Below are 23,411 nucleotides of genomic sequence, written 5' to 3'. Positions count from 1 at the left end.
CGGACCGGCCGACCGGCACGCTTGTCAGGTCGGCCGGTCCGTCCTATCGACCGGCGCGTGAACAGGATTCCTCTCTTCGCGGCACGCGCCGTCATGCTTGCTGCAACCCTCGTCGTCGCCCGGCCTGCCGCTGCGGAGACGCTCGTTGTTTCGGCTGCGCGCCTTCTGGATGTGCGGACGGGGCGCTATGTGGCCGACCCGCAACTGGTGATCACCGATGGCCGCGTCGTGTCTTGGGACGGCAGCGGCGCACCGCCGGACGCGGAGTTCGTGGACCTGCCGGGACTGACCCTCGTTCCGGGTCTGATCGACATGCATGTTCACCTGACCGGCGTTGCAGACATCGGCGGCTATCGCAGTCTTGGCTATACGGACGCCTTTTGGACCGTGATGGGGGTTCCCAATGCGGAGGCGACGGTCCGCGCAGGCTTTACCACTGTCCGCAATGTCGGCAGCGATGACTTCGCCGACGTTGCGCTGCGTCAGGCGATCGACGAAGGCCGCATTATCGGGCCGCGCATTGTCCCGGCGGGCTACGCCATCGGCGCAACCGGCGGGCACTGCGACAACAATTTCCTGCCGCCCAGTTATCAGGCGACCGCGCCCGGCGTTGCGAACGGGCCGGACGAGATGAAGGCGCGCGTCAAATGGATGCGCAAATATGGCGCGGAGGTCATCAAGCTGTGCGCGACGGGCGGTGTCTTTTCGAAAGGCACGACCGTCGGAGAACAACAGCTGAGCGAGGAGGAGATTCGCGCAGCGGTGGAGACGGCGCACATGCTGGGCCTGAAGGTGGCGGCCCATGCACACGGCAATGCCGGCATCCGCGCGGCGATCCTGGGCGGCGTCGATACGGTGGAACATGCCAGCTATCTTGACGAGGAGACGATCCGCCTCGCCAAGGAGCATGGCACGGCCCTGTCGATGGACATCTACAATACCGAATACACGCTGGCGGAGGGTGAGAAGAACGGTGTCCTGCCGGAATCGCTCGCGAAGGAACGTCAGGTCGGACAGGTGCAGCGGGACAGTTTCCGTAAGGCGGTCGAGGCCGGTGCGATGATGATCTTCGGCACCGACGCTGCCATCTACCCGCACGGCCTCAACGCCCGGCAGTTCCGCGTGATGACGGAATACGGCATGACGCCGCTGCAGGCCATCCGCGCCGCGACGCTTTCAGCGGCGCAGGCGCTTGGCCGGGAAGGGCAGGTCGGAACGCTCGATCCGGGTGCTTTCGGCGACTTCGTTGCGGTTTCCGGTGATCCCCTTGCGGACGTCACCCTGTTCGAGTCACCCGCGGCAGTGGTCAAAGGCGGCGCATGGGTGGTCAAGCCTGACTGAACCGCCTATGAGGCTGGGCATGGCGGGTCGATGTCTCATCGCGTCGCCAGTGGGGCTTGCCGGTCGAGAATCGGGGGCAGGCGCCCGATTCTGCGTGTTGACCCATGCTGCCGCCATCCCTATATGCGCCGCCTAATGCTCGCGGGCTGGTGGTAGGCGCTCGTCCTAGACGCTGCTCGAAGGCGAGGCGGCTCGGCTGACAAAAGTTCAGCGAGATCGCGAGGTTAACATAGCTAATCGGTTGGGTCCGGGCAGGGTCGTTAGGTTGCCTGTCGGAGCCGACTCTTTTCGTTCGCGCGGGGGCAGGGGCCTTCGGGCGATGTTCGTTCGCAGGTGGGATCGCGAATCCGGTGCGAGCGGGCGTTCAGGTTTGGAATTGAAGAAGGCGAACATAGACACATGCCGACGATCAACCAGCTGGTCAGGAAGGGCCGCGAGCCGCAGAAGGCGCGCAACAAGGTCCCCGCTCTCGAAGCGAACCCGCAGAAGCGCGGCGTCTGCACGCGCGTCTACACGACGACCCCGAAGAAGCCGAACTCGGCGCTTCGTAAGGTTGCCAAGATTCGCCTGACCAACGGTTTCGAGGTGATCGGCTACATCCCGGGTGAGGGGCACAACCTCCAGGAGCACTCCGTCGTGCTGATCCGCGGCGGCCGCGTGAAGGACCTTCCCGGCGTTCGTTACCACATCCTGCGCGGCGTGCTCGACACGCAGGGCGTCGGGGACCGCAAGAAAAGCCGTTCCAAGTACGGCACCAAGAAGCCGAAGTAAGAAGGTAGAAGAGCCATGGCCCGTCGTCGCCGCCCAGAAAAGCGCGAAATCCTGCCTGATCCCCGTTTCGGGGATACCGTCCTGACGAAGTTCATGAACCTCGTCATGTATCAGGGCAAGAAGTCCACCGCAGAGCGCATCGTCTACGGTGCCCTCGATACGATCGAGGGCCGGATGAAGAGCGACCCGCTGGGCGTCTTCCACGATGCGCTGAACAACGTGAAGCCGGCCGTCGAGGTTCGCAGCCGCCGCGTCGGCGGTGCGACCTATCAGGTGCCGGTCGAGGTTCGTCCGGACCGCGCCCAGGCTCTTGCCATTCGCTGGCTGATTTCCGCGGCGCGTGGCCGCCCGGAAAACACCATGGCGGCGCGTCTGTCGGGCGAGCTGATGGATGCCAGCCAGAACCGCGGCAATGCCGTGAAGAAGCGCGAAGACACGCACCGCATGGCGGAAGCGAACCGCGCCTTCTCGCACTACCGCTGGTAGTCAAACGAGATCCGGCGGCCGGGCGATGAGCGTCCGGCCGCCCCAAATTCGAATTATAGGATAGGCACACGCATGGCCCGCGAAAATCCGATCGAGATGTACCGCAACATCGGGATCATGGCGCATATCGACGCCGGCAAGACCACCACGACGGAGCGGATCCTCTACTACACCGGCAAGTCCTACAAGATCGGCGAAGTCCATGACGGCGCCGCCACCATGGACTGGATGGAGCAGGAGCAGGAGCGCGGCATCACGATCACGTCCGCCGCGACGACGACCTTCTGGAAGGATCACCGCGTCAACATCATCGACACGCCGGGCCACGTCGATTTCACCATCGAGGTGGAGCGTTCGCTGCGTGTCCTCGACGGCGCCATCGCCGTGTTCGACGGCGTTGCCGGTGTGGAGCCGCAGTCCGAGACCGTGTGGCGTCAGGCCGACAAGTACCGCGTTCCGCGCATGTGCTTCGTCAACAAGCTCGACCGCACCGGTGCGAACTTCGAGCGCTGCGTCGAGATGATCAAGGACCGCCTCGGTGCGCGTCCGCTGGTGCTGGCGCTGCCGGTCGGCCTGGAATCCGACCTGAAGGGCATTGTCGATCTGGTGCAGAACAAGGCCATCATCTGGAAGGATGAGAAGCTGGGCGCCGAGTTCGAGGTCGTCGATATCCCCGCCGACATGGCTGAAGCCGCCGAACTGGCGCGCGCGGAGATGATCGAGATCGCCGTCGAGCAGGACGACGACATCATGGAAGCGTATCTGGAGGGCAACGAGCCCGACATGGAGACGCTGAAGAAGCTGATCCGCAAGGGTACGCTCGGCCATGCGTTCGTTCCGGTTCTCTGCGGCAGCGCGTTCAAGAATAAGGGTGTGCAGCCGCTGCTGGACGCCGTCGTCGATTACATGCCGTCGCCGCTCGACGTTCCCGCCATCAAGGGCGTGAAGCCGAACACCGGCGACGAGGTCGTCGAGGACACGCGCCCGTCCAGCGACGATGCGCCGTTCTCCGCGCTCGCGTTCAAGATCATGTCCGACCCGTTCGTCGGCACGCTGACCTTTGCCCGCATCTATTCGGGCAAGCTCGAGGCGTCCTCGCAGGTCGTCAACTCGGTGAAGGACAAGAAGGAAAAGATCGGCCGCATGCTGCTGATGCATGCGAACGACCGTGAGGACATCAAGGAAGCCTATGCCGGCGATATCGTCGCTCTCGTGGGTCTGAAGGACGTCACCACCGGCGACACGCTGTGTGCGCCGTCGAAGCCGATCATCCTGGAGCGCATGGAGTTCCCGGATCCCGTGATCTCCGTTGCAGTCGAGCCGAAGACGAAGGCCGACCAGGAAAAGATGGGTATCGCGCTCAACCGCCTGGCGCAGGAGGATCCGTCCTTCCGCGTGCAGTCGGATGAGGAAAGCGGCCAGACCATCATCAAGGGCATGGGCGAGCTTCACCTCGACATTCTGGTCGACCGCATGAAGCGCGAGTTCAAGGTCGAGGCAAACGTCGGCGCGCCGCAGGTGGCGTACCGCGAGAGCCTGAAGCGCACTGTCGATATCGACTACACCCATAAGAAGCAGTCGGGTGGTTCGGGTCAGTTCGGCCGCGTGAAGATGACCGTTTCGCCCGGCGAGCGTGGAACGGGCGTGCAGTTCGTCGACTCCATCAAGGGCGGCAACATCCCGCGCGAATATATTCCCTCCGTCGAGAAGGGCATTCGCGAGGTCGCCGAGAGCGGCGCGCTGATCGGCTTCCCGATCATCGACTTCTCCGTCGAGCTGACGGACGGCGCCTATCACGACGTCGACTCGTCCGCGATGGCGTTCGAGATCACCGGCCGCGGCGCAATGCGCGAGGCGGCGACGAAGGCGGGCATCAAGCTCCTGGAGCCGATGATGGAAGTCGAGGTCGTGACCCCTGAGGAGTTCATGGGCGACGTGATCGGCGACCTCAACAGCCGCCGCGGTCAGATCCAGGGCACCGAGGTGCGCGGCGTCGCGCAGGTCGTGGAGGCCATGGTGCCGCTGGCGAACATGTTCGGGTATGTGAACCAGCTGCGTTCGATGACGCAGGGCCGTGCACAGTACACGATGCAGTTCAGCCACTATGAGGAAGTTCCGCAGAACGTGGCGGACGAAGTGAAGGCGAAACTGGCTTAACAGCGCCTCGAGTTGAAACAGTTGAACCTAGGAAAGACAGAGGGTTAGAGAATGGCGAAGGAAAAATTCGAGCGCAATAAGCCGCACCTTAACGTGGGCACCATCGGTCACGTCGACCACGGCAAGACCACGCTGACGGCTGCGATCACGAAGGTGCTGGCGGAGACCTATGGCGGCGCGGCCGTCGACTTCGCGAACATCGACAAGGCGCCGGAAGAGCGCGAGCGCGGCATCACCATCTCGACGGCGCACGTCGAGTATGAGACCGACCAGCGCCACTATGCGCACGTCGACTGCCCGGGCCACGCCGACTATGTGAAGAACATGATCACCGGCGCCGCGCAGATGGACGGCGCGATTCTGGTCGTGAACGCCGCCGACGGCCCCATGCCGCAGACGCGCGAGCACATCCTGCTGGCGAAGCAGGTCAACGTGCCGGCGATGGTCGTTTTCCTGAACAAGGTCGACCAGGTCGACGACGAGGAGCTGCTGGAGCTGGTCGAGCTGGAAGTTCGCGAGCTGCTGTCCTCGTACGACTTCCCGGGCGACGACATTCCGATCATCAAGGGTTCGGCGCTTGCCGCTCTTGAGGGTCGCGACGACAGTATCGGCAAGGAGAAGATCCTCGAGCTGATGAAGGCCGTCGACGATTCGATCCCGCAGCCGGAGCGTCCGCTGGACAAGCCGTTCATGATGCCGATCGAGGACGTGTTCTCGATCTCGGGTCGCGGTACGGTTGTCACGGGCCGCGTCGAGCAGGGCGTGATCACGGTCGGCGAGGAAGTCGAGATCGTCGGCATCAAGGACACGGTGAAGACGACCGTCACGGGCGTCGAAATGTTCCGCAAGCTGCTCGACCGCGGTGAGGCCGGCGACAATGTCGGTGCGCTGCTGCGTGGTACGAAGCGTGAGGACGTGGAGCGCGGTCAGGTTCTGGCGAAGCCGGGCTCGATCACGCCGCACACCGAGTTCTCTGCCGAGGTGTACGTGCTGTCGAAGGACGAGGGCGGCCGTCACACGCCGTTCTTCGCCAACTACCGTCCGCAGTTCTACTTCCGCACGACCGACGTGACGGGCGAAGTGGTCTTGCCAGAGGGCACGGAAATGGTTATGCCCGGCGACAACGTGAACCTTGGCGTGAAGCTGATCGCTCCCATCGCCATGGATTCGGGTCAGCGCTTCACGATCCGCGAGGGTGGCCGTACGGTCGGCGCGGGTGTTGTCGGTGACATCACGAAGTAACGATTGAATATCGGAAGCGGGCCGGTCCGGCGCCCTGGAGCGAACGGACCGGCCCGGTTCTTTTTGTTTGAAGGTTTGAGGCAGTAGGCATGGAAACGCAGAACATCCGCATTCGCCTGAAGGCGTTCGATCACCGTGTGCTGGATCAGGCCACCGGTGAGATCGCCGATACGGCGAAGCGCACCGGCGCGATGGTTCGCGGTCCGATCCCGATGCCGACGAAGATCGAGAAGTTCACGGTCAATCGCGGCCCGCACATCGACAAGAAGAGCCGCGAGCAGTTCGAGATGAGGACGCACAAGCGCCTTCTCGACATCGTCCAGCCGACGCCGCAGACGGTCGATGCGCTGATGAAGCTCGATCTGTCGGCGGGTGTCGATGTGGAGATCAAGCTCGGCGCCTAAGCTCCTGAGCGACAGGAATTCAGTCGGGGCGCCGGTCGGCGTCGCGGCGAAGACGGGGCCGGCGCCCTCGACAGCCGGAGCATTATGTTGGGCACGCCCCCGTCAGGATGAGCTTGGCGCCAGGGGCCTCTGTTAAGGAAGGAACGGATCATGCGTACCGGCGTGATCGCGAAAAAGATGGGCATGACCCGCTTGTTCCAGGACGATGGGCGGCATGTGCCGGTCACGGTTCTGGCGCTCGAGGGGTGTCAGGTCGTTTCGCACCGCACCGTCGACGTTGACGGTTATACCGCTGTCCAGTTGGGCGCGGGAACGGCCAAGGCCAAGAATGTGAATAAGCCGCAGCGCGGCCATTTCGGCAAGGCCGAGGTGGAGCCGAAGGCCCGTGTCGTTGAGTTCCGCGTGTCCGATGACGCGCTGGTCGACGTCGGCGCCGAACTGGGCGCGGATCACTTTCTGAAGGGTCAGAAGGTCGACATTTCGGGTCGCACGCAGGGCAAGGGCTTTGCCGGCGCCATGAAGCGCTGGGGCTTTGGCGGCATGCGCGCCAGCCATGGTGTCTCGATCTCTCACCGTGCGCATGGTTCCACCGGTCAGTGCCAGGACCCCGGCAAGGTGTTCAAGGGCAAGAAGATGGCCGGCCATATGGGTCACCGCAATCGCACGCAGCAGAACCTTGAAGTCGTCGAGATCGACGCGGATCGCGGGCTGATCTTCGTGAAGGGCTCCGTGCCCGGCGCGAAGGGCGGCTGGCTGACGGTCAAGGATGCCGTGAAGAAGAAGCACGCTGCCGACCTGCCGTTCCCGGCGGGTATCCGCGGCGCCAACACGAACGCTCCGGCTGCTGAAGCCGAGAGCGCGGAGGCCTAAACCATGAAGGTCAAGATGCAGAGCCTCGACGGCAAGGCGTCCGGCGACATCGAGCTTCCCGAGGAAATCTTCGGCCTCGAAGCGCGTCCGGACATCCTGCACCGCGTCGTTACGTGGCAGCTTGCGAACCGCCGCGGCATGGCCCGAGCGGCCCGCGAGCGCGGTGATGTTGCGCGTACGTCCAAGAAGTTTGGGCGGCAGAAGGGTGGCGGCGGTGCTCGTCACGGCAGCCGCAAGGCCCCGATCTTTGTCGGCGGTGGCAAGGCGCACGGTCCGAAGGCCCGTACGTTCGAGCAGAGCCTGAACAAGAAGGTGCGCGTGCTCGGCCTGAAGACGGCGCTGAGCGTAAAGGCCGCCGAGGGCAAGCTCGTTGTCCTGAAGGACCTCGACCTGAAGGATGCCAAGACCAAGGCCCTGAAGGAGTCGCTGGGCAAGCTCGGTTTCGAGCGCGCGCTCTTCATCGATGCCGAGACGAACGAGGGCTTCAAGAAAGCTGCCGCGAACCTGCCGCACATCGACGTGCTGCCGACCGCCGGTGCGAACGTCTACGACATCCTCAACCACGACACGCTGGTCCTGACCAAGGCCGCGGTCGAAAAGCTGGAGGCGCGCTTCAATGGCTGACACGAAAGCTGCACCGGCGCTGTCGCATTACGACGTGATCCGCGCTCCGATCATCACCGAAAAGTCGACCATGGTGTCCGAACATAACCAGGTTGCCTTCCAGGTCGCGAAGAACGCCACGAAGCCGCAGATCAAGGCGGCGGTCGAAGCGCTGTTCGACGTGAAGGTGACGGGCGTGAACACCCTGATTGCCAAGGGCAAGACGAAGCGCTGGAAGGGTCGCCCCTACACGCGCACGGACGTCAAGAAGGCGATCGTGACCCTGGCAGAGGGTGACATGATCGACGTGACGAGCGGAGTTAACTAATGGCACTGAAGCAATATCGCCCGTCGAGCCCGGCCCGTCGCGGTCTGGTGCTGGTCGATCGCTCGCACCTGCACAAGGGGCGTCCGGTCAAGGCGCTGACCGAGGGGCTGACGAAGTCCGGCGGTCGCAACAACACCGGCCGCGTGACATCGCGGGGCATCTCCGGCGGTCACAAGCGCAAGTACCGCGTGATCGACTTCAAGCGTCGCAAGTGGGACGTCGAGGGTACGGTGGAGCGTCTGGAATATGACCCCAACCGCACGGCCTTCATCGCGCTCGTCAGCTACGGCGACGGCGAGCAGGTATACGTCCTCGCGCCGCAGCGTCTGAACGTCGGTGACAAGATCGTCGCCGGCAAGAAGGTCGACGTGAAGCCGGGCAATGCGATGGAAACGGGCCAAATGCCCGTCGGTACGATCATCCACAATGTCGAGCTGAAGCCCGGCAAGGGCGGTCAGCTGGCGCGTTCGGCGGGAACCTACGCGCAGGTGGTCGGCAAGGATCGCGGCATGACGATCATCCGGCTCGGTTCGGGTGAGACGCGTTACGTTCGCGGCGACTGCATGGCGACGGTCGGTGCGGTGTCCAACCCGGACAATTCGAACCAGACGCTGGCCAAGGCGGGGCGCAATCGCTGGCGCGGCAAGAAGCCGCTGACGCGCGGTGTCGCCAAGAACCCGGTCGATCACCCCCATGGCGGCGGTGAAGGCCGTACGTCCGGCGGTCGTCATCCGGTGACCCCGTGGGGCAAGCCGACGAAGGGCGCCAAGACGCGGGATCCGAAGAAGGATTCCAACAAGATGATCATCCGCTCGCGTCACGCGCGCAAGAAGGGGCGGTAAGGACTAGCTATGGCACGTTCACTCAAAAAAGGTCCGTTCGTGGACCTGCACCTTTTGAAGAAGGCCGATGAGGCGCAGGAAGCGTCGAAGCGTACGCCGATCAAGACCTGGTCGCGCCGCTCCACGATCCTGCCGCAGTTCGTCGGTCTGACCTTCAACGTGTATAACGGGAAGAAATTCATTCCCGTGTCGGTCAACGAGGATATGGTCGGAATGAAGCTTGGCGAGTTTGCGCCGACGCGTACCTATTTCGGCCATGGCGCAGACAAGAAGGCGAAGCGCTAATGGGCAAGGCAGCAAATCCCCGCCGCGTCGGCGATCGCGAGGCGCTGGCTACCGGCACGACCGTACGCGGATCCGCCCAGAAGCTGAACCTTGTCGCGGGTCTGATCCGCGGGAAGAAGGCCGAAGACGCGTTGAACATCTTGAAGTTTTCCAACAAGGCGATGGCGGCTCCGGTCTCCAAGGTTCTGGCCTCGGCCATTGCGAACGCGGAAAACAATCACAATCTGGATGTCGACGCGCTGATCGTCAGCGAAGCCTCCGTGGGCAAGGCGTTGTCGATGAAGCGCTGGCATGCGCGTGCCCGTGGCCGCGCCAGCAAGATCGTGAAACCTTTCAGCCGCATCCGCATCGTGGTGCGTGAGACGGACGAGGACTAAGCATATGGGTCACAAAAGCTCCCCCGTCGGGCTGCGCCTGCAGATCAACCGCACCTGGGACAGCCGCTGGTTCGCGGATGGCGGCGCCTATTCGAAGCAGTTGGTCGAGGATCTGAAGATCCGCAACTTCATCATGAAGACGCTGCCGCAGGCGGCGATCTCGAAGGTTGTGATCGAGCGTCCGGCCAAGCTTTGCCGCGTCAGCGTCTATGCCGCACGCCCGGGCGTGATCATCGGCAAGAAGGGCGCCGATATCGATAAGCTGCGTAAGAAGATCGCGGCGATGACGACCAGCGACGTGTCGCTGAACATCGTCGAGATCCGCAAGCCGGAGGTCGACTCACGTCTTGTTGCGCAGTCCGTCGCCGATCAGCTGGAGCGCCGGATCGCGTTCCGCCGCGCCATGAAGCGCGCCGTGCAATCGGCGCTGCGTCTGGGCGCGGAAGGCATCCGTATCACTTGCGGCGGCCGTCTCGGCGGCGCGGAGATCGCGCGCGTCGAATGGTACCGTGAAGGCCGCGTGCCGCTGCACACGCTGCGCGCGAATATCGATTATGCAGAGGCCGAGGCGCACACCGCGTACGGCGTCTGCGGTGTGAAGGTCTGGATTTTCAAGGGCGAGATCCTCGAGCACGATCCGCTCGCCCAGGAAAAGGCCATGATGGACGCACAGACATCGGGGGTCCGGCCGGCGCGGTAAGTCCATACGGACCATACCGCGGCGTACGGCCTGATCGAGGACCTCTTTTCCTGTCAGAAGGCTAGTGAAATGCTGCAACCGAAACGCACCAAATACCGGAAGGCGCATAAGGGGCGCATCCATGGCAATGCCAAGGGTGGGACCGAACTGAACTTCGGCTCCATCGGGCTGAAGGCCATGGAACCCGAGCGCATCACCGCGCGCCAGATCGAGAGCGCGCGCCGCGCCATCACTCGTCACATCAAGCGCCAGGGGCGCTTGTGGATCCGTATCTTCCCGGATGTACCCGTCAGCTCGAAGCCCGCGGAAGTCCGCATGGGTAAGGGTAAGGGTTCGCCGGAATATTGGGCCGCGCGCGTGAAGCCGGGCCGTATTCTTTTCGAATTGGACGGCGTGCCGCCGGCGCTGGCCTCGGTCGCGTTCGAGCGCGCCGCTGCCAAGCTGCCGATCCGCACGAAGGTTGTGCGCCGCCTTGGCGAGATGGAGCAGTACTGATGGCCAAGATCGAGGATCTTAAGGGCAAGACCGACGATCAGCTCAACGAGGAGCTGACGCTGCTGAAGAAGGAGCAGTTCAACCTGCGCTTTCAGTCGGCAACCGGTCAGCTTGAAAAGCCGAGCCGGGTCCGCGAGGTGCGCCGCACCATCGCGCAGATCCGCACGTTGCAGACCGAGCGCAGCCGCGCTCAGGCGGAAGGGTAAGGGCATGCCGAAGCGCATCATGGCCGGACCGGTTGTGTCCGACAAAACCGACAAGACGGTGACCGTCCTCATCGAGCGCCGGGTGAAACACCCGCTCTATGGGAAGATCATCCGCCGCTCGAAGAAGTATCACGCGCATGATGAGAACAATGAGTTCTCCATCGGCGACGTGGTCCGGATCGAGGAGTGCGCGCCGATGTCGAAGACGAAGACCTGGCGGGTTATCGGCAAGGCCGGCAAGGACGCCGATGTTGCCGCGACGACCGGCGTAACCACGGAAGGGGCGAACTGACATGATCCAGATGCAGTCCAACCTGGAAGTGGCCGACAATAGCGGTGCGAAGCGTGTTCAGTGCATCAAGGTGCTGGGCGGCTCGAAGCGCCGCTTTGCCGGCGTCGGCGACACCATCGTCGTTTCCGTGAAGGAAGCGCAGCCGCGCGGCCGCGTGAAGAAGGGCGACGTGCACCGCGCCGTCGTCGTTCGCACGGCGAAGGACATCCGCCGTCCCGATGGCAGCGTCATCCGCTTCGACACGAATGCGGCCGTGCTGATCAACAACAATTCCGAGCCGGTCGGCACCCGTATCTTCGGGCCGGTCACTCGCGAGCTGCGTGCCAAGGGCCTGATGAAGATCATCAGCCTGGCGCCGGAGGTTTTGTAAAATGGCATCCGCGAAGATCAAGAAGGGCGACCGCGTCGTCGTTCTCAGCGGCAAGGACAAGGGCAAGCACGGCGACGTGACCCAGGTTCTGCCCAGGGACGGCAAGGTGGTCGTCAGCGGCATCAACGTCGCGACGCGTCACCGCAAGCCGACGCAGGCGAACCCGCAGGGCGGCCTGGACCGCTTCGAGGCCCCAATGGCGATCTCCAAGGTTGCCCTCGAGGATCCGAAGACCGGCAAGCCGACGCGCGTGGGCTTCGAAATCCGCGACGGCAAGAAGGTGCGCGTCGCCAAGAAGAGTGGCGAGGTCATCAATGGCTGAGAATTACAAACCGCGCCTGCAGACGGTCTATGAGGACACGGTCCGTAACGCTCTCAAGGAAGAGTTCGGTTACCGGAACGAGATGCAGACGCCGCGGATCGAAAAGATCGTGCTGAACATGGGCGTCGGCAAGGCGGTCGACGACAAGAAGCACCTGAACAACGCGGTGGCGGAAATGACCCGGATCGCCGGCCAGAAGCCGGTGGTCACCAAGGCGAAGAAGTCCATCGCGGGCTTCAAGCTGCGCGAAGGCAATCCGATCGGCGTCAAGGTGACGCTGCGTGGTCAGCGCATGTGGGAATTCCTGGACCGGCTGGTGAACATTGCCATGCCGCGTATCCGCGACTTTCGCGGCGTGAACCCGAAGAGCTTCGATGGCCGCGGCAATTATGCCATGGGCATCAAGGAGCAGATCGTGTTCCCGGAGATCAACTACGACCAGGTCGACGAAGTGCGCGGCATGGATGTGATCATCACGACGACCGCCAAGACGGACGATGAAGGCCGGGCGCTGCTGCGCCATCTGAACATGCCCTTCATCCGTGAAGACGGCGACGAGCAGAAGGCGGCCTGAGGGCGGTCCTGAAAGGAAAGAGAACTTAAGTCATGGCGAAACTGAGTTCGGTGAACAAGAACGAGAAGCGCAAGCGTCTCGTCAAGAAATATGCGGGGCAGTATGCCCGTCTGAAGGCTGTGGCCGAAGACACGTCGAAGGATGACGACGAGCGTCTGATGGCTCGCCTGAAAATGGCGGAAATTCCCCGGAATGCAAACCCGACGCGCGTTCGCAACCGCTGCGAGCTTACTGGCCGCAGCCGCGGCTATTATCGCCGCTTCGGTCTGTCGCGCATCATGCTTCGGGAACTGGCCAACAAGGGCCTGATCCCCGGCGTCACGAAGTCCAGCTGGTAAGGAAGGGACAGAGCATATGTCTATGACCGATCCGCTCGCGGACCTGCTTACCCGCATCCGCAACGGCCAGCAGGCCAAGAAGGATTCGATCGTCACTCCGACGTCGAAGCTTCGCAAGAACGTTCTCTCCGTGCTGGAGCGCGAAGGCTATATTCGCGGCTTTCGCGACGAGGATGTCGGCGACGCGAAGAAGGCCTTCACCCGTATCGAGCTGAAGTACTTCGAGGGCCAGCCGGCCATCCAGTATCTGCAGCGCGTTTCGAAGCCGGGTCTGCGCGTCTATTCCGGCGCTCAGGAACTGCCGAAGGTGCGCTCCGGCCTGGGTATCACCATCGTTTCGACGCCGAAGGGCGTTCTGTCGGACGCCGAGGCGCGCGAGCAGAATGTCGGCGGCGAAGTGCTCTGCCAGGTCTTCTAAGGGGATAGCGAAACATGTCACGCATTGGAAAAAGGCCGGTGGCGATGCCTGATGGCGTCACGGCGACCCTTAGCGGCGAGACGCTCTCCGTGAAGGGACCGAAGGGCGAGCTGTCCATGCCGGTTCGCGATGAGATCGAATACAAGATCGCGGACGGCGAGATTGCGGTGAACCCGCAGACGGCGAAGGCGCGTCCCTTCTGGGGCATGCAGCGCACGTTGGTGCAGAACCTGGTGACGGGTGTCAGCGAAGGCTTCACGAAGACGCTGGAGATTTCCGGTGTCGGTTATCGTGCGCAGTCGCAGGGCAAGACGCTGAAGCTGCAGCTCGGTTACTCGCACGATATCGATTTCGATATTCCCGAGGGGATCGAGATCAAGACGCCCGACAACACGACGGTCGAGGTTTCGGGCATCGATAAGCAGCAGGTCGGCCAGGTTGCCGCCGAGATCCGCCGCTGGCGCAAGCCGGAACCCTATAAGGGCAAGGGCATCAAGTATCGCGGCGAATATGTGTACCGCAAGGAAGGCAAGAAGAAGTAGCCATGAAAGAGAAGCTGACCCCATTCGCGCGGCGTCGCCGGCGCGTGCGCAGCGCCCTGAAGGCGAAATCGGGCGTACGTCCGCGGCTTTCCGTGCATCGCACTTCGAAGCATATCTATGCCCAGATCATCGACGATACGGCAGGTGGCACCGTCGCCTCCGCCTCGACGCTCGAGAAGGACGCCCGGAAGGACGGCGGCGCGACCGTCGCAGCAGCGACCGAAGTCGGCAAGCGTATTGCCGAGCGCGCCAAAGAAGCTGGTATCGAAAAGGTCGTGTTCGATCGCGGCGGATTCATCTTTCACGGCCGTGTGAAGGCGCTGGCGGATGCCGCGCGCGACGGCGGACTGGAGTTTTAAATGGCTGACGAACAGACCCCGGCACCCACGGCGAGCGAGCCGACGCCGAACGCTGCCCCGCCGGCAGCCGAACATCCGCAGGGCGGCCCGTCCGAGCATGACGGACGTCGCGGACCAGGCGGCGGTCGTGGCGGCCCCGGCGGCGGACGTGGGCGTGGTGGCCCCGGCGGCGGTCGTGGCGGCCGCGACAATCGCGGCGGTGGCCGTGGCCGCGGCCGCGACAATCGCGATGCGGAGACCGGTGAAGAGCTGATCGAGAAGCTGGTTCACATCAACCGCGTCTCCAAGACGGTAAAGGGCGGTAAGCGCTTCGGCTTCGCCGCGCTCGTCGTCGTCGGTGACGGCAAGGGCCGCGTCGGTTTCGGTCACGGCAAGGCGCGCGAAGTGCCGGAGGCGATCAACAAGGCGACGGCGGCGGCCAAGAAGGCCATGGTCCGCGTTCCGCTGCGCGATGGGCGCACGCTGCACCATGACGGCTATGGCCGCTTTGGCGCCGGCAAGGTGCACGTCCGCTCCGCCCCGCAGGGTACCGGCATCATTGCCGGCGGTCCGATGCGCGCCGTGTTCGAAAGCCTCGGCGTTGCCGACGTCGTCACGAAGTCGGTCGGAACGTCGAACCCGTACAACATGATCCGCGCAACCTTCGAGGCGCTGGGCGACCAGTACAGCCCGAAAACGGTGGCGCAGCGCCGTGGCAAGAAGATCGCTGATCTGGTTGCCCGCCGCGACGACATCCAGCCCGGCGCGGTGGAAGCCGAAGCCGAAGCGGTTACGGAGTAAGATCAGATGGCGAAGAAGCAGACGATCAGGGTCAGGCAGGTGGGCTCACCCATTCGCCGTCCGAAGGATCAGCGCAAGGTGCTGACGGGCCTCGGCCTCGGCAAGCTGCACCGTGAGGTCGAGCTCGAGGACACGCCTGCCGTTCGCGGCATGGTGGCCCGCGTGCCGCACCTGGCGCAGATCATCGAGGACTGATCCGGCCCGCGGACTGGCCGGGTTTTCCCGGTAGGATCGCAAATTGGACTTGGCTTTCGCCCGGCGAACGGACTATTCGCCGGGCGAAGCTTTATTCACGGGGGATTCGCCCCCATGCCTGCCATGACGAAAGTCCGGCCCCAGGGTCGGTTTGCCGGCGGGATCCTATCAGCGCGAACAAAAGCGAAAGCGAGTGCAAGACATGAAAATTTCCGATCTCAAGGACAATCCCGGTGCCCGTAAGTCCCGCATGCGTGTGGGCCGCGGCGAGGGCAGCGGCAAGGGCAAGACCGGCGGCCGCGGCCACAAGGGTCAGAAGGCCCGTTCCGGCGTTGCCATCAAGGGTTTCGAGGGCGGCCAGATGCCGCTTCACATGCGGATTCCGAAGCGCGGCTTCAACAATCCGTTCGGCCGCGACTATGCGGAACTGAACCTCGGCATGCTGCAAAAGGCGATCGACGCCGGCAAGCTGGAGGCGGGTGCGATCAGCGAAGACGATCTGCGCAAGGCGAACCTGGTGCGCGGCGGCAAGGACGGCGTCAGCCTGCTCGCCAAGGGCGAATTGAAGGCGAAGGTCGAACTGACCGTTGCCCGGGCCAGCAAGGGTGCGCTCGCGGCTGTAGAGGCCGCCGGCGGCAAGGTCACGCAGACCGTCGGTCCCAAGCAGCGCGAAGCGGCCGACGCGTAATCCTGCCGGGTACGGAGTGGCGGCCACCGTGCCGCCACCCTATGTTCCTCCGGGTGGATATGAGCGGGAAGCGTTAAACTTATGGCATCAGCAGCCAATCAGGTGGCGGCCGGTCTGAACTGGTCGTCCTTTTCCAAAGCCTCCGATCTAAAGAAGCGTCTGTGGTTCACCATCGGCGCGCTTATCGTTTACAGGCTCTGCACCTTCGTGCCCTTGCCGGGCATCGACCCGGTGCAGCTTGAGCTGCTGTTCAACCAGACGCGCGGCGGCGTCCTCGACTATATCAACATGTTTTCGGGCGGCGGTCTGGAGCGCATGTCGATCGTCGCGCTCAACATCATGCCGTATATCACCGCCTCCATCATCGTGCAGTTGATGACATCCCTTTCGCCGAGCCTCGCTCAGCTGAAGAAGGAGGGCGAGACCGGCCGCAAGAAGATCAATCAATATACCCGCATGGGCACGGTGGCGCTCACCCTGTTCCAGGGCTACGGTATCGCCGTCGGCCTGGAGGGCTGGGGCGGCACCTCGTCCGCCGTCATCGATCCGGGTTGGTTCTTCCGCATCACCACCATGATCACGCTCCTCGGCGGCACGATGTTCCTGATGTGGCTGGGCGAGCAGATCACCGCGCGTGGCGTCGGCAACGGCATCTCGCTGATCATCATGGCCGGCATCGTCGCCACGTTGCCAGGTGCGTTCGTCGGCATCTTCGAGCAGAACCGGACCGGCGCCATCGGCGATTTCACGGTGATCCTGATCGTCGTGGGCGCGCTCGCCACGATCGCGTTCATCTGCTTCATGGAGCGCGCCCAGCGGCGGGTCCTGATCCAGTACCCGAAGCGTCAGGTGGCACGGAATCGTCCGGCGCAGGGCGAAAGCTCGCACCTTCCGCTGAAGCTGAACACCGCCGGCGTCATACCGCCGATCTTCGCCTCATCGATCCTGCTGATGCCGCTGACCGTGGCGCAGTTCTCCGGGCAGGGCGCGGCGGCCGCGCCGGGGCAGCCCGTGACGAGCGGCGGTGGTGCGTTCAACGATTTCATGCTGGGTCTCACGGCGGCGCTGCAGCACGGAACGCCGCTTTACATGTTCCTCTACGGCGCGGGCATTGCGTTCTTCTGCTTCTTCTACACCGCGGTCGTCTTCAATCCGGACGACACCGCCGACAATCTGAAGCGGCAGGGCGGCTTTATCCCGGGCATTCGGCCGGGCCAGCGCACGTCGGAGTATCTCAGCTTCGTACTCGACCGGATCACCTTTGTAGGCGCCGCCTATCTGGTGCTGATCTGCCTTATCCCCGAAGCGGTCATGGGCAGCCTGGGCATTGCGCTGATGTTCGGCGGTACCAGCCTCCTCATTGTGGTAAATGTCACTATGGACACGGTTGCGCAGATTCAGTCGCACCTGCTAGCCCACCAGTATGAGGGCCTCATCAAGAAGGCGAAGCTAAGGGGTAAGCGCCGGTGAACATCATTCTGCTGGGCCCGCCGGGCGCAGGCAAGGGGACGCAGGCCGCGCTTCTCGAGCGGGATCGCGGCATGGTTCAGCTTTCCACCGGCGACATGCTACGCGCCGCAGTGAAGGCGGAAACGCCCGTCGGTTTGAAGGCGAAGGCCGTGATGGAGGCGGGCGAACTGGTGTCGGACCAGATCGTGGCCGACATCATCGCCGAACGTCTGGACGCCGACGACGCGCGCGGGGGCTTCATCCTCGATGGATTTCCGCGCACGCAGCGCCAGGCCGAGATGCTGGAGGAGATGCTTGCCGACAAGCGCATGCAGCTCGACCACGTCATCGAGCTGGAGATCGATGTCGAAGCTCTTGTCGACCGAGTAACCGGCCGCTTCACCTGCTCCAATTGCGGGGAGGGCTATCACGACCGGTACAAGCTGCCGAAGGTCCACGGCAAATGCGACGTGTGCGGCGCGGACGCGTTCAAGCGCCGTCCCGACGACAATGCCGAGACCGTGCGCACACGCCTGGATGAATATAATCAGAAGACGGCGCCGATCCTGCCCTTCTATGAGGCGCGGGGCATGGTCAGCCGCGTGGACGGCATGGCTGCGATGGAGGATGTCCATCAGGCGATTCTGCTCATTCTCGACGGAGCGAATTGATCCGGCACCCCTAGATCCAGGGAGAGGCCGCGGTCGCGCCGCTTCGTGTCGGTCCGCAGCCGGAGCTGGAAGGCGCGCTTCGTGGGGCGCCGGCCGGACCGGGTCTTTTCGCTGACGCTCTTTCCTGCTAGAATCAGGGCGTCGGATTGGTCATTGGGAACTATAATCCGATTTTGACGAGAATCGCCCGGCGGATCGCTTGACTTCGCTCCGTCCCGCCCCTATCTCGCCTGCTTCCGAGCAATCCGGAATCAAAACCAAATCATCGGCGCCGGCCGGGCCATCGCCCATGCCGGTGCAATGCTGTGAGATAGGCCGCGCGCCCACGCGGGCTGTGGAGCTGAGGAGATACACCAAGTGGCACGTATTGCGGGCGTCAACATCCCGACGAATAAGCGCGTCGAGATTGCCCTGACCTACATTCATGGTATCGGTCGCACCAGTGCGCTCGATATCGTCAAGAAGCTGGACATTTCGCGCGAGCGCCGCGTCCAGGACCTGACCGATCAGGAAGTCATCAAGATCCGCGAGATGATCGATACCGACTACATGGTTGAGGGTGACCTTCGCCGTGAGCGTTCGATCAATATCAAGCGTCTGATGGACCTTGCCTCCTATCGCGGTCTGCGCCACCGCCGCGGCCTTCCGGTTCGCGGTCAGCGCACGCACACCAACGCCCGTACCCGCAAGGGCAAGGCGAAGCCGATCGCCGGCAAGAAGAAGTAAGGGTCCAGCTTCATGGCAAGAGAACCGCAGCGTATTCGCCGCCGCGAACGCAAGAACATCACCTCTGGCGTCGCGCACGTGAACGCCAGCTTTAATAACACCATGGTGACCATCACCGACGCCCAGGGCAACGCGATCAGCTGGTCCTCCGCCGGGATGATGGGCTTCAAGGGTAGCCGCAAGTCGACGCCCTATGCCGCCCAGGTCGCCGCCGAAGATGCGGGTCGCAAGGCCCAGGAACACGGTGTCCGCACCCTCGAGGTCGAGGTGCGTGGTCCCGGTTCGGGCCGCGAATCGGCCCTGCGCGCCCTCAGTGCCGTCGGCTTCACGATCACCGCGATTCGCGACGTGACGCCGATCCCGCACAATGGCGTGCGTCCGCCGAAGCGCCGCCGCGTCTGATCCGCCGCCGGGCGGCAGGGACGCCTGCCGCGCGGTGCCCACCGGTCCGGGGCGGCTCTCCGCCCCGACCGGCATGAACATTTCTCCCGAAGGGAACAGGACTAAATGGCAGTCAACGCAAAGAACTGGCAGGAACTTACCAAGCCCACCGCCCTGGAGACCAAGTCGACCGACGGCCGCAAGAAGGCGACATTCGTCGCCGAACCGCTCGAGCGTGGTTTTGGCCTGACGCTCGGCAACGCGCTGCGCCGGGTCCTCCTCTCCTCGCTGCAGGGTGCGGCAATCACGTCCATCAAGCTCGATGGCGCCCTGCATGAGTTCTCGTCCCTGCCGGGTGTGCGCGAGGACGTCACGGACATCGTCCTCAACGTCAAGCAGATCGCCCTTCGCATGGAAGGCGAGGAGCAGAAGCGGCTTCAGCTTTCCGCAACGGGGCCGGGCGAAGTCACTGCCGGGCAGATCCGCGTCTCCGGCGACATGGAGATCATGAATCCGGAGCATGTGATCTGTCACCTCGACGACGGCGCCAGCCTGAATCTCGAGCTGACGGCGGATGCCGGAAAGGGCTACCGCGCTGCTGCGGGCAATCGCGCCGCCGATGCGCCCATCGGTCTTATTCCGGTCGACTCGCTCTACTCGCCGGTCCGCCAGGTGTCGTACAAGGTTGAACATGCCCGCGTCGGGCAGGAGCTCGACTATGATCGTCTGGTCCTGACGGTCGAGACGGACGGAACGGTGAAGCCGGACGACGCTGTCGCCTATGCGGCGCGCATCCTGCAGGATCAGCTTGCCCTCTTCATCAACTTCGAGGAGCCGAGCGCCATCCAGGCCGCGCCGTCGACCGCCGCCACGACCGGCGAGGAAGACGACGAGGCACAGATGAATCGTTACCTTCTGAAGAAGGTGGACGAACTGGAGCTGAGCGTCCGTTCGGCGAACTGCCTAAAGAACGACAACATCATCTACATCGGCGATCTGGTGCAGAAGTCGGAAGCCGAAATGCTTCGCACGCCGAACTTCGGCCGCAAGTCGCTGAACGAGATCAAGGAAGTCCTCTCCTCCATGGGTCTGCGTCTCGGCATGGATCTGCCGGGCTGGCCGCCGGAGAATATCGAGGAAATGGCGAAGAAGCTGGAGCAGGATCTGCTCGGCTAAAAGTCGCGGGTTCGGGTTTCGGGGCGGCCGCCCTCTATCGAAAGGCCGCCCGTCCGCAGGTACCTGGAACGGCCTGCGTACGAACAGGAGTGAAGTTTTATGCGTCATCGTTACGGACAGGCCAAGCTGCAGCGCACCAGCAGCCACCGCATTGCCATGCTGCGCAACATGGCCGCCGCGTTGATCAAGCACGAGCAGATCAAGACCACGCTCCCCAAGGCAAAGGCGCTGCGTCCTTATGTGGAGAAGCTGGTCACGCTGGCCAAGAAGGGCGGTTTGTCGAACCGGCGCCTCGCCATGAGCCGGCTGATGGACGACGCCCAACTCGTGAAGTTGTTCGACGTCCTTGCGGATCGCTACTCGGACCGCCCGGGCGGTTACACGCGGATCATCAAGGCGGGTATGCGCGCGTCCGACTCGGCGCCGATGGCGTTCATCGAGTTCGTCGACCGCGATGTAGAGGCCAAGGGTCAGGATTCCGGTCCGGTCGAAACCGACGAAGAGCTGGAAGACGCGGCGTAAGCTATAACAACCCGAGATAAAGGAGGGTCGGCGAGCGAGAGTTCGCCGGCCCTTTCTGTTTGCGGCGAAGAGGGCGCCGTGGTGATGCAGCCGTGACGACCGAGATGTCAAAATCGAAACTGCATTCAAGCATCGGATCGCTGAGGTCTTCGGCCGTCAGCCGTCATGGCGGAATGATGCCGCTGCGACCGACTTCAGAAACTTTAAATATCGGAGAAAGGCGACCCTAGCAGAGGCGCGCAACGACCACGCCGCAGGTCGCGCGGTCGAAGGGGCAGGCGACGCCGGCATAGATCAGCGCATCGCTTCCCTCACCACCGACGATGCGGGCCAGTCCCTCATCGTAGCTGACGCCGCAATAGCCGGCTTTCAGATGCCCATCGAACATGGAACGCTCGGTCACATGCACCCGGCATTCGCGCAGTTCCGTCGTCGCGAGCATCCGTCCGGTCAGGGTGAAGAGCGCTGCGTTGGCAAAGGCCGGATAGAAGCTGACGAACCTGCGGAGGCGGATGGCCGCGCTGGAGAGGTTCGGTTTGTATTCCGGTTCGGCCGCGGCCATGCGGAGCGGCATGTCGCGCGCCAGGGATTCGAAAACAGCGCGCGTCTGTTTGTCGATGTCCGCCTCGCCGGATCCCTGGAAATGATCGTGCAGCCGTTCTTCTACGGCTGCGCTGCTGTGCGTGGCGAGCAACATTGATGAACCCCCGAACCTCGTGGCCGGAGCGTCGCGACTCGCAGGCCGCGACTCGGCCGTTTGCGCTAACGACAATGGCATAACATGTCTTAACGTTTCGTTGTGGGGGTTTTATCGCCGGGAATCCTCGTCTCGCCGCAGACTTGCAAGGTTAACCGGCTTCGGACATTCCTGTCCCATGCAGACGGATTTCTCATTTCACTACGGACCGCGCGTTCGGTCCGGTCCGGGCAGCGCGACCGCTGCGATGGATTTGTTGCCGCAGGGGCCTGTCCTGTTCGTGACCGACAGCGGTCTTCGCAGCCTGGGGCTGACCGACCGCGCGCTTGCGGCGCTGGAGGAGTCCGGCCGCGCCGCGATCGTCTTCGACGCTGTCGAGGCCGATCCCAGTGCCGCTACGGTGGAGGTGGCCGTTGCCGCTGCGCGTTCCGCGAACGCGGCCAGCGTGGTTGGGTTCGGCGGGGGCAGTCCCATGGACGTCGCGAAGACCGCCGCCTACCTTCTCGGCAGCGGCGACGCGCTGGAGGATATTTACGGCGTCGATCGGGCCGAGGGCGAACGTCTCCCCCTGATTCTCGTGCCGACGACGGCCGGGACAGGGTCGGAAGCGACGCCGATCGCGATCCTGACCGTGGGCGGCGCGGAGAAGAAGGGGATCGTGTCCCCAGCGCTCTATGCCGATTGGGCGGTCCTCGATGCCGACCTGATCATCGGATTGCCGCGCGCCGTCACCGCGGCGACGGGGATCGATGCGATGGTGCACGCGATCGAGGCCTTCACCTCCAAACGCCTCAAGAACCCGCTGTCGGACGCTCTCGCCCGGGAAGCGCTGCGCATTCTGTCCCGCAACATTCGCCTGGCCTGCGATGAGCCTGAGAACCGGGAGGCGCGGGGCCAGATGCTGCTCGGGGCACATCTCGCGGGCGTCGCCTTTTCGAACGCACCGGTCGCCGGCGTGCATGCGCTCGCCTACCCGCTCGGCGGGCATTTTCACGTTCCGCACGGCTTGTCGAACGCGCTGATGCTGCCGCACGTCCTCGGCCACAATATGGGCGCGGCGATGGAGCTTTACGCCGATCTGGCGATAGAGGTGGATCCAGGGCTCGGCAGTCTCGGAACGCAGGGCCGGGCGCAGGGCTTCGTAGAGGCGCTGCGTCAGATCGCAGCCGACACCGGTCTCAGCCCGCGCCTGCGCGATGTGGGCGTGGACGCGTCTCACCTTGACCTCCTCGCCGCCGAGGCGATGAAGCAGGAACGGCTCCTCATCAACAATCCCTGCGAGATCACGCAGTCGGATGCCCGCCGACTGTATGAGGCCGCGCTTTGAGCCGCGCACCGCTGAGCCCGCGCGGCGCCTATCCCGTCTTCCGCCCGATCGTCACGCGCTGGTCCGACAATGACGTCTACGGCCATGTGAACAATGTCGTCTATTATTCCTGGTTCGACACGGCGGTGAACGCGCATCTGATCGAGGCCGGACTTCTCGACATAGAGACGGGCGAAACCATCGGTCTGGTGGTCGAGACGGGATGCCGCTACGCTGCCTCGCTCGCCTTTCCCCAGCGGATCGAGGCCGGTGTGGCCGTCAGCAGGATCGGCAATTCGAGCGTGCGTTATCAGGTCGGCATCTTCGCGGAACAGAGTGATGAGCCCGCGGCAGAGGGTTTCTTCGTCCATGTCTACGTCGACCGCGAAACACGCCGGCCGAGGCCCCTTGGCCCGGACTGGCGCGCCGCGTTGCAGGCGCTCCTCGTTCGGGACTGATCGTTCAGCACGAATTCAGGGGCGGAGGTCGAATTTGCGG

At 63.7% G+C, this 23,411-nt stretch carries 35 protein-coding genes; 34 read left to right on the top strand and 1 reads right to left on the bottom strand.

Translation table 11 applies throughout. The annotated features are described in order from the left end of the window. Window positions 1-57: 57 nt before the first annotated feature. From C725_RS11370 to rplQ, 32 genes are all read left to right on the top strand, one after another. Window positions 58-1,341, top strand: coding sequence for a Xaa-Pro dipeptidase (locus tag C725_RS11370; RefSeq protein ID WP_008603077.1), 1,284 nt, complete (start codon window positions 58-60; stop codon window positions 1,339-1,341). Window positions 1,342-1,740: 399 nt separating this feature from the next. Then, window positions 1,741-2,112 carry a 30S ribosomal protein S12 gene (gene rpsL / locus C725_RS11365; RefSeq protein ID WP_008603074.1) on the top strand — a complete coding sequence of 124 codons (372 nt, stop codon included), beginning with the start codon at window positions 1,741-1,743 and terminating at the stop codon, window positions 2,110-2,112. Between the two features lie 15 nt (window positions 2,113-2,127). Next, on the top strand, window positions 2,128-2,598 hold the full coding sequence (gene rpsG, locus C725_RS11360; RefSeq protein ID WP_008603072.1) for a 30S ribosomal protein S7: 471 nt from the start codon (window positions 2,128-2,130) through the stop codon (window positions 2,596-2,598). Between the two features lie 72 nt (window positions 2,599-2,670). Then, window positions 2,671-4,755, top strand: coding sequence for an elongation factor G (fusA, locus tag C725_RS11355; RefSeq protein WP_008603069.1), 2,085 nt, complete (start codon window positions 2,671-2,673; stop codon window positions 4,753-4,755). A 51-nt stretch (window positions 4,756-4,806) separates the two neighbouring features. Then, window positions 4,807-5,997: an elongation factor Tu gene (gene tuf / locus C725_RS11350; RefSeq protein WP_008603067.1), complete on the top strand. Its 1,191-nt coding sequence runs from the start codon at window positions 4,807-4,809 to the stop codon at window positions 5,995-5,997. A gap of 89 nt (window positions 5,998-6,086) precedes the next feature. Then, a complete protein-coding gene (rpsJ, locus tag C725_RS11345; RefSeq protein ID WP_008603064.1) occupies window positions 6,087-6,401 on the top strand; it encodes a 30S ribosomal protein S10 in 315 nt (104 codons plus the stop codon). 150 nt (window positions 6,402-6,551) lie between these two features. Further along, window positions 6,552-7,271 carry a 50S ribosomal protein L3 gene (gene rplC, locus C725_RS11340; protein WP_008603062.1) on the top strand — a complete coding sequence of 240 codons (720 nt, stop codon included), beginning with the start codon at window positions 6,552-6,554 and terminating at the stop codon, window positions 7,269-7,271. Between the two features lie 3 nt (window positions 7,272-7,274). Beyond that, complete coding sequence (gene rplD / locus C725_RS11335) at window positions 7,275-7,895, top strand: 50S ribosomal protein L4 (RefSeq protein ID WP_008603061.1); 621 nt, start codon at window positions 7,275-7,277, stop codon at window positions 7,893-7,895. After that, complete coding sequence (locus tag C725_RS11330; protein ID WP_008603058.1) at window positions 7,888-8,202, top strand: 50S ribosomal protein L23; 315 nt, start codon at window positions 7,888-7,890, stop codon at window positions 8,200-8,202. The genes rplD and C725_RS11330 overlap by 8 nt, the downstream gene beginning before the upstream one ends. Continuing rightward, entirely contained in the window at window positions 8,202-9,044 is an 843-nt protein-coding gene (gene rplB / locus C725_RS11325; protein ID WP_008603056.1) for a 50S ribosomal protein L2, read from the top strand. The genes C725_RS11330 and rplB overlap by 1 nt, the downstream gene beginning before the upstream one ends. A gap of 9 nt (window positions 9,045-9,053) precedes the next feature. Next, on the top strand, window positions 9,054-9,329 hold the full coding sequence (gene rpsS, locus C725_RS11320; RefSeq protein WP_038283027.1) for a 30S ribosomal protein S19: 276 nt from the start codon (window positions 9,054-9,056) through the stop codon (window positions 9,327-9,329). Further along, a complete protein-coding gene (gene rplV, locus C725_RS11315) occupies window positions 9,329-9,706 on the top strand; it encodes a 50S ribosomal protein L22 (RefSeq protein WP_008603052.1) in 378 nt (125 codons plus the stop codon). Before rpsS ends, rplV begins: the two co-directional genes overlap by 1 nt. A gap of 4 nt (window positions 9,707-9,710) precedes the next feature. Continuing rightward, window positions 9,711-10,406, top strand: a complete 696-nt coding sequence (gene rpsC / locus C725_RS11310) for a 30S ribosomal protein S3 (RefSeq protein ID WP_008603051.1) — start codon at window positions 9,711-9,713, stop codon at window positions 10,404-10,406. A 69-nt stretch (window positions 10,407-10,475) separates the two neighbouring features. Next, the gene (gene rplP, locus C725_RS11305; RefSeq protein ID WP_008603049.1) at window positions 10,476-10,901 is read left to right on the top strand and encodes a 50S ribosomal protein L16; all 426 of its coding nucleotides are present in this window, start codon (window positions 10,476-10,478) and stop codon (window positions 10,899-10,901) included. Next, a complete protein-coding gene (gene rpmC / locus C725_RS11300; RefSeq protein WP_008603047.1) occupies window positions 10,901-11,107 on the top strand; it encodes a 50S ribosomal protein L29 in 207 nt (68 codons plus the stop codon). Before rplP ends, rpmC begins: the two co-directional genes overlap by 1 nt. Before the next feature lie 4 nt (window positions 11,108-11,111). Beyond that, window positions 11,112-11,399 (top strand): 30S ribosomal protein S17, encoded by a 288-nt coding sequence (rpsQ, locus tag C725_RS11295; RefSeq protein WP_008603045.1) that lies wholly within the window; start codon window positions 11,112-11,114, stop codon window positions 11,397-11,399. A gap of 1 nt (window position 11,400) precedes the next feature. Further along, window positions 11,401-11,769, top strand: a complete 369-nt coding sequence (gene rplN, locus C725_RS11290; protein WP_008603043.1) for a 50S ribosomal protein L14 — start codon at window positions 11,401-11,403, stop codon at window positions 11,767-11,769. A gap of 1 nt (window position 11,770) precedes the next feature. Further along, complete coding sequence (rplX, locus tag C725_RS11285; RefSeq protein WP_008603041.1) at window positions 11,771-12,091, top strand: 50S ribosomal protein L24; 321 nt, start codon at window positions 11,771-11,773, stop codon at window positions 12,089-12,091. Then, complete coding sequence (gene rplE / locus C725_RS11280) at window positions 12,084-12,665, top strand: 50S ribosomal protein L5 (RefSeq protein WP_008603039.1); 582 nt, start codon at window positions 12,084-12,086, stop codon at window positions 12,663-12,665. Before rplX ends, rplE begins: the two co-directional genes overlap by 8 nt. Before the next feature lie 32 nt (window positions 12,666-12,697). Beyond that, window positions 12,698-13,003 carry a 30S ribosomal protein S14 gene (rpsN, locus tag C725_RS11275; RefSeq protein ID WP_008603037.1) on the top strand — a complete coding sequence of 102 codons (306 nt, stop codon included), beginning with the start codon at window positions 12,698-12,700 and terminating at the stop codon, window positions 13,001-13,003. Between the two features lie 16 nt (window positions 13,004-13,019). Beyond that, on the top strand, window positions 13,020-13,421 hold the full coding sequence (gene rpsH, locus C725_RS11270) for a 30S ribosomal protein S8 (RefSeq protein ID WP_008603036.1): 402 nt from the start codon (window positions 13,020-13,022) through the stop codon (window positions 13,419-13,421). A gap of 14 nt (window positions 13,422-13,435) precedes the next feature. Continuing rightward, a complete protein-coding gene (gene rplF / locus C725_RS11265; RefSeq protein WP_038283021.1) occupies window positions 13,436-13,963 on the top strand; it encodes a 50S ribosomal protein L6 in 528 nt (175 codons plus the stop codon). Between the two features lie 2 nt (window positions 13,964-13,965). Then, the gene (rplR, locus tag C725_RS11260; protein ID WP_008603032.1) at window positions 13,966-14,322 is read left to right on the top strand and encodes a 50S ribosomal protein L18; all 357 of its coding nucleotides are present in this window, start codon (window positions 13,966-13,968) and stop codon (window positions 14,320-14,322) included. Then, window positions 14,323-15,102 (top strand): 30S ribosomal protein S5, encoded by a 780-nt coding sequence (gene rpsE, locus C725_RS11255; RefSeq protein WP_008603030.1) that lies wholly within the window; start codon window positions 14,323-14,325, stop codon window positions 15,100-15,102. It abuts the gene before it with no gap. A 6-nt stretch (window positions 15,103-15,108) separates the two neighbouring features. Further along, window positions 15,109-15,297, top strand: coding sequence for a 50S ribosomal protein L30 (rpmD, locus tag C725_RS11250; RefSeq protein WP_008603028.1), 189 nt, complete (start codon window positions 15,109-15,111; stop codon window positions 15,295-15,297). Between the two features lie 202 nt (window positions 15,298-15,499). Continuing rightward, on the top strand, window positions 15,500-15,985 hold the full coding sequence (gene rplO / locus C725_RS11245) for a 50S ribosomal protein L15 (protein ID WP_008603026.1): 486 nt from the start codon (window positions 15,500-15,502) through the stop codon (window positions 15,983-15,985). 81 nt (window positions 15,986-16,066) lie between these two features. Further along, a complete protein-coding gene (secY, locus tag C725_RS11240; protein ID WP_008603024.1) occupies window positions 16,067-17,455 on the top strand; it encodes a preprotein translocase subunit SecY in 1,389 nt (462 codons plus the stop codon). Beyond that, entirely contained in the window at window positions 17,452-18,105 is a 654-nt protein-coding gene (locus C725_RS11235) for an adenylate kinase (RefSeq protein WP_008603022.1), read from the top strand. The genes secY and C725_RS11235 overlap by 4 nt, the downstream gene beginning before the upstream one ends. Before the next feature lie 357 nt (window positions 18,106-18,462). Continuing rightward, window positions 18,463-18,831 (top strand): 30S ribosomal protein S13, encoded by a 369-nt coding sequence (rpsM, locus tag C725_RS11230; protein ID WP_008603018.1) that lies wholly within the window; start codon window positions 18,463-18,465, stop codon window positions 18,829-18,831. Between the two features lie 12 nt (window positions 18,832-18,843). Continuing rightward, window positions 18,844-19,233 carry a 30S ribosomal protein S11 gene (gene rpsK / locus C725_RS11225; RefSeq protein ID WP_008603016.1) on the top strand — a complete coding sequence of 130 codons (390 nt, stop codon included), beginning with the start codon at window positions 18,844-18,846 and terminating at the stop codon, window positions 19,231-19,233. Window positions 19,234-19,338: 105 nt separating this feature from the next. Continuing rightward, a complete protein-coding gene (locus C725_RS11220; RefSeq protein ID WP_008603014.1) occupies window positions 19,339-20,388 on the top strand; it encodes a DNA-directed RNA polymerase subunit alpha in 1,050 nt (349 codons plus the stop codon). A gap of 99 nt (window positions 20,389-20,487) precedes the next feature. Continuing rightward, window positions 20,488-20,910, top strand: coding sequence for a 50S ribosomal protein L17 (gene rplQ / locus C725_RS11215; RefSeq protein ID WP_008603013.1), 423 nt, complete (start codon window positions 20,488-20,490; stop codon window positions 20,908-20,910). Between the two features lie 226 nt (window positions 20,911-21,136). Here the strand turns inward: rplQ and C725_RS11210 are convergent, their stop codons facing one another. Then, window positions 21,137-21,607, bottom strand: coding sequence for a hypothetical protein (locus tag C725_RS11210; protein WP_008603011.1), 471 nt, complete (start codon window positions 21,605-21,607; stop codon window positions 21,137-21,139). 178 nt (window positions 21,608-21,785) lie between these two features. Between C725_RS11210 and C725_RS11205 the strand changes: the two genes are divergently transcribed. Together C725_RS11205 and C725_RS11200 are read left to right on the top strand one after the other, a co-directional pair. Continuing rightward, window positions 21,786-22,934 (top strand): iron-containing alcohol dehydrogenase, encoded by a 1,149-nt coding sequence (locus tag C725_RS11205; RefSeq protein ID WP_008603009.1) that lies wholly within the window; start codon window positions 21,786-21,788, stop codon window positions 22,932-22,934. Continuing rightward, window positions 22,931-23,371 (top strand): acyl-CoA thioesterase, encoded by a 441-nt coding sequence (locus tag C725_RS11200; protein ID WP_008603008.1) that lies wholly within the window; start codon window positions 22,931-22,933, stop codon window positions 23,369-23,371. Before C725_RS11205 ends, C725_RS11200 begins: the two co-directional genes overlap by 4 nt. Window positions 23,372-23,411: the final 40 nt, after the last annotated feature.

It is taken from the genome of Pacificimonas flava (assembly GCF_000342165.1).
Lineage (GTDB): Bacteria > Pseudomonadota > Alphaproteobacteria > Sphingomonadales > Sphingomonadaceae > Pacificimonas > Pacificimonas flava.
This window is presented reverse-complemented; position numbering and strand designations above follow the sequence as displayed.

Excerpts from the sequence above, each read along its gene's own strand:
- rpsL (WP_008603074.1), top strand. The coding sequence starts at position 1,741 with ATGCCGACGATCAACCAGCTGGTCAGGAAGGGCCGCGAGCCGCAGAAG.
- C725_RS11330 (WP_008603058.1), top strand. The coding sequence starts at position 7,888 with ATGGCTGACACGAAAGCTGCACCGGCGCTGTCGCATTACGACGTGATC.
- rplR (WP_008603032.1), top strand. The coding sequence starts at position 13,966 with ATGAAAGAGAAGCTGACCCCATTCGCGCGGCGTCGCCGGCGCGTGCGC.
- rpsS (WP_038283027.1), top strand. The coding sequence starts at position 9,054 with ATGGCACGTTCACTCAAAAAAGGTCCGTTCGTGGACCTGCACCTTTTG.
- C725_RS11220 (WP_008603014.1), top strand. The coding sequence starts at position 19,339 with ATGGCAGTCAACGCAAAGAACTGGCAGGAACTTACCAAGCCCACCGCC.
- rpsE (WP_008603030.1), top strand. The coding sequence starts at position 14,323 with ATGGCTGACGAACAGACCCCGGCACCCACGGCGAGCGAGCCGACGCCG.
- secY (WP_008603024.1), top strand. The coding sequence starts at position 16,067 with ATGGCATCAGCAGCCAATCAGGTGGCGGCCGGTCTGAACTGGTCGTCC.
- rpsC (WP_008603051.1), top strand. The coding sequence starts at position 9,711 with ATGGGTCACAAAAGCTCCCCCGTCGGGCTGCGCCTGCAGATCAACCGC.
- rplD (WP_008603061.1), top strand. The coding sequence starts at position 7,275 with ATGAAGGTCAAGATGCAGAGCCTCGACGGCAAGGCGTCCGGCGACATC.
- rplE (WP_008603039.1), top strand. The coding sequence starts at position 12,084 with ATGGCTGAGAATTACAAACCGCGCCTGCAGACGGTCTATGAGGACACG.
- rpsQ (WP_008603045.1), top strand. The coding sequence starts at position 11,112 with ATGCCGAAGCGCATCATGGCCGGACCGGTTGTGTCCGACAAAACCGAC.
- rpsJ (WP_008603064.1), top strand. The coding sequence starts at position 6,087 with ATGGAAACGCAGAACATCCGCATTCGCCTGAAGGCGTTCGATCACCGT.
- rplB (WP_008603056.1), top strand. The coding sequence starts at position 8,202 with ATGGCACTGAAGCAATATCGCCCGTCGAGCCCGGCCCGTCGCGGTCTG.
- fusA (WP_008603069.1), top strand. The coding sequence starts at position 2,671 with ATGGCCCGCGAAAATCCGATCGAGATGTACCGCAACATCGGGATCATG.
- rplO (WP_008603026.1), top strand. The coding sequence starts at position 15,500 with ATGAAAATTTCCGATCTCAAGGACAATCCCGGTGCCCGTAAGTCCCGC.
- rpsG (WP_008603072.1), top strand. The coding sequence starts at position 2,128 with ATGGCCCGTCGTCGCCGCCCAGAAAAGCGCGAAATCCTGCCTGATCCC.
- rplQ (WP_008603013.1), top strand. The coding sequence starts at position 20,488 with ATGCGTCATCGTTACGGACAGGCCAAGCTGCAGCGCACCAGCAGCCAC.
- rplF (WP_038283021.1), top strand. The coding sequence starts at position 13,436 with ATGTCACGCATTGGAAAAAGGCCGGTGGCGATGCCTGATGGCGTCACG.
- rpmC (WP_008603047.1), top strand. The coding sequence starts at position 10,901 with ATGGCCAAGATCGAGGATCTTAAGGGCAAGACCGACGATCAGCTCAAC.
- rplP (WP_008603049.1), top strand. The coding sequence starts at position 10,476 with ATGCTGCAACCGAAACGCACCAAATACCGGAAGGCGCATAAGGGGCGC.
- rpsK (WP_008603016.1), top strand. The coding sequence starts at position 18,844 with ATGGCAAGAGAACCGCAGCGTATTCGCCGCCGCGAACGCAAGAACATC.
- rplV (WP_008603052.1), top strand. The coding sequence starts at position 9,329 with ATGGGCAAGGCAGCAAATCCCCGCCGCGTCGGCGATCGCGAGGCGCTG.
- tuf (WP_008603067.1), top strand. The coding sequence starts at position 4,807 with ATGGCGAAGGAAAAATTCGAGCGCAATAAGCCGCACCTTAACGTGGGC.
- rplX (WP_008603041.1), top strand. The coding sequence starts at position 11,771 with ATGGCATCCGCGAAGATCAAGAAGGGCGACCGCGTCGTCGTTCTCAGC.
- rpsN (WP_008603037.1), top strand. The coding sequence starts at position 12,698 with ATGGCGAAACTGAGTTCGGTGAACAAGAACGAGAAGCGCAAGCGTCTC.
- C725_RS11205 (WP_008603009.1), top strand. The coding sequence starts at position 21,786 with ATGCAGACGGATTTCTCATTTCACTACGGACCGCGCGTTCGGTCCGGT.
- rplN (WP_008603043.1), top strand. The coding sequence starts at position 11,401 with ATGATCCAGATGCAGTCCAACCTGGAAGTGGCCGACAATAGCGGTGCG.
- rpsH (WP_008603036.1), top strand. The coding sequence starts at position 13,020 with ATGTCTATGACCGATCCGCTCGCGGACCTGCTTACCCGCATCCGCAAC.
- rplC (WP_008603062.1), top strand. The coding sequence starts at position 6,552 with ATGCGTACCGGCGTGATCGCGAAAAAGATGGGCATGACCCGCTTGTTC.
- rpmD (WP_008603028.1), top strand. The coding sequence starts at position 15,109 with ATGGCGAAGAAGCAGACGATCAGGGTCAGGCAGGTGGGCTCACCCATT.
- C725_RS11210 (WP_008603011.1), bottom strand. The coding sequence starts at position 21,607 with ATGTTGCTCGCCACGCACAGCAGCGCAGCCGTAGAAGAACGGCTGCAC.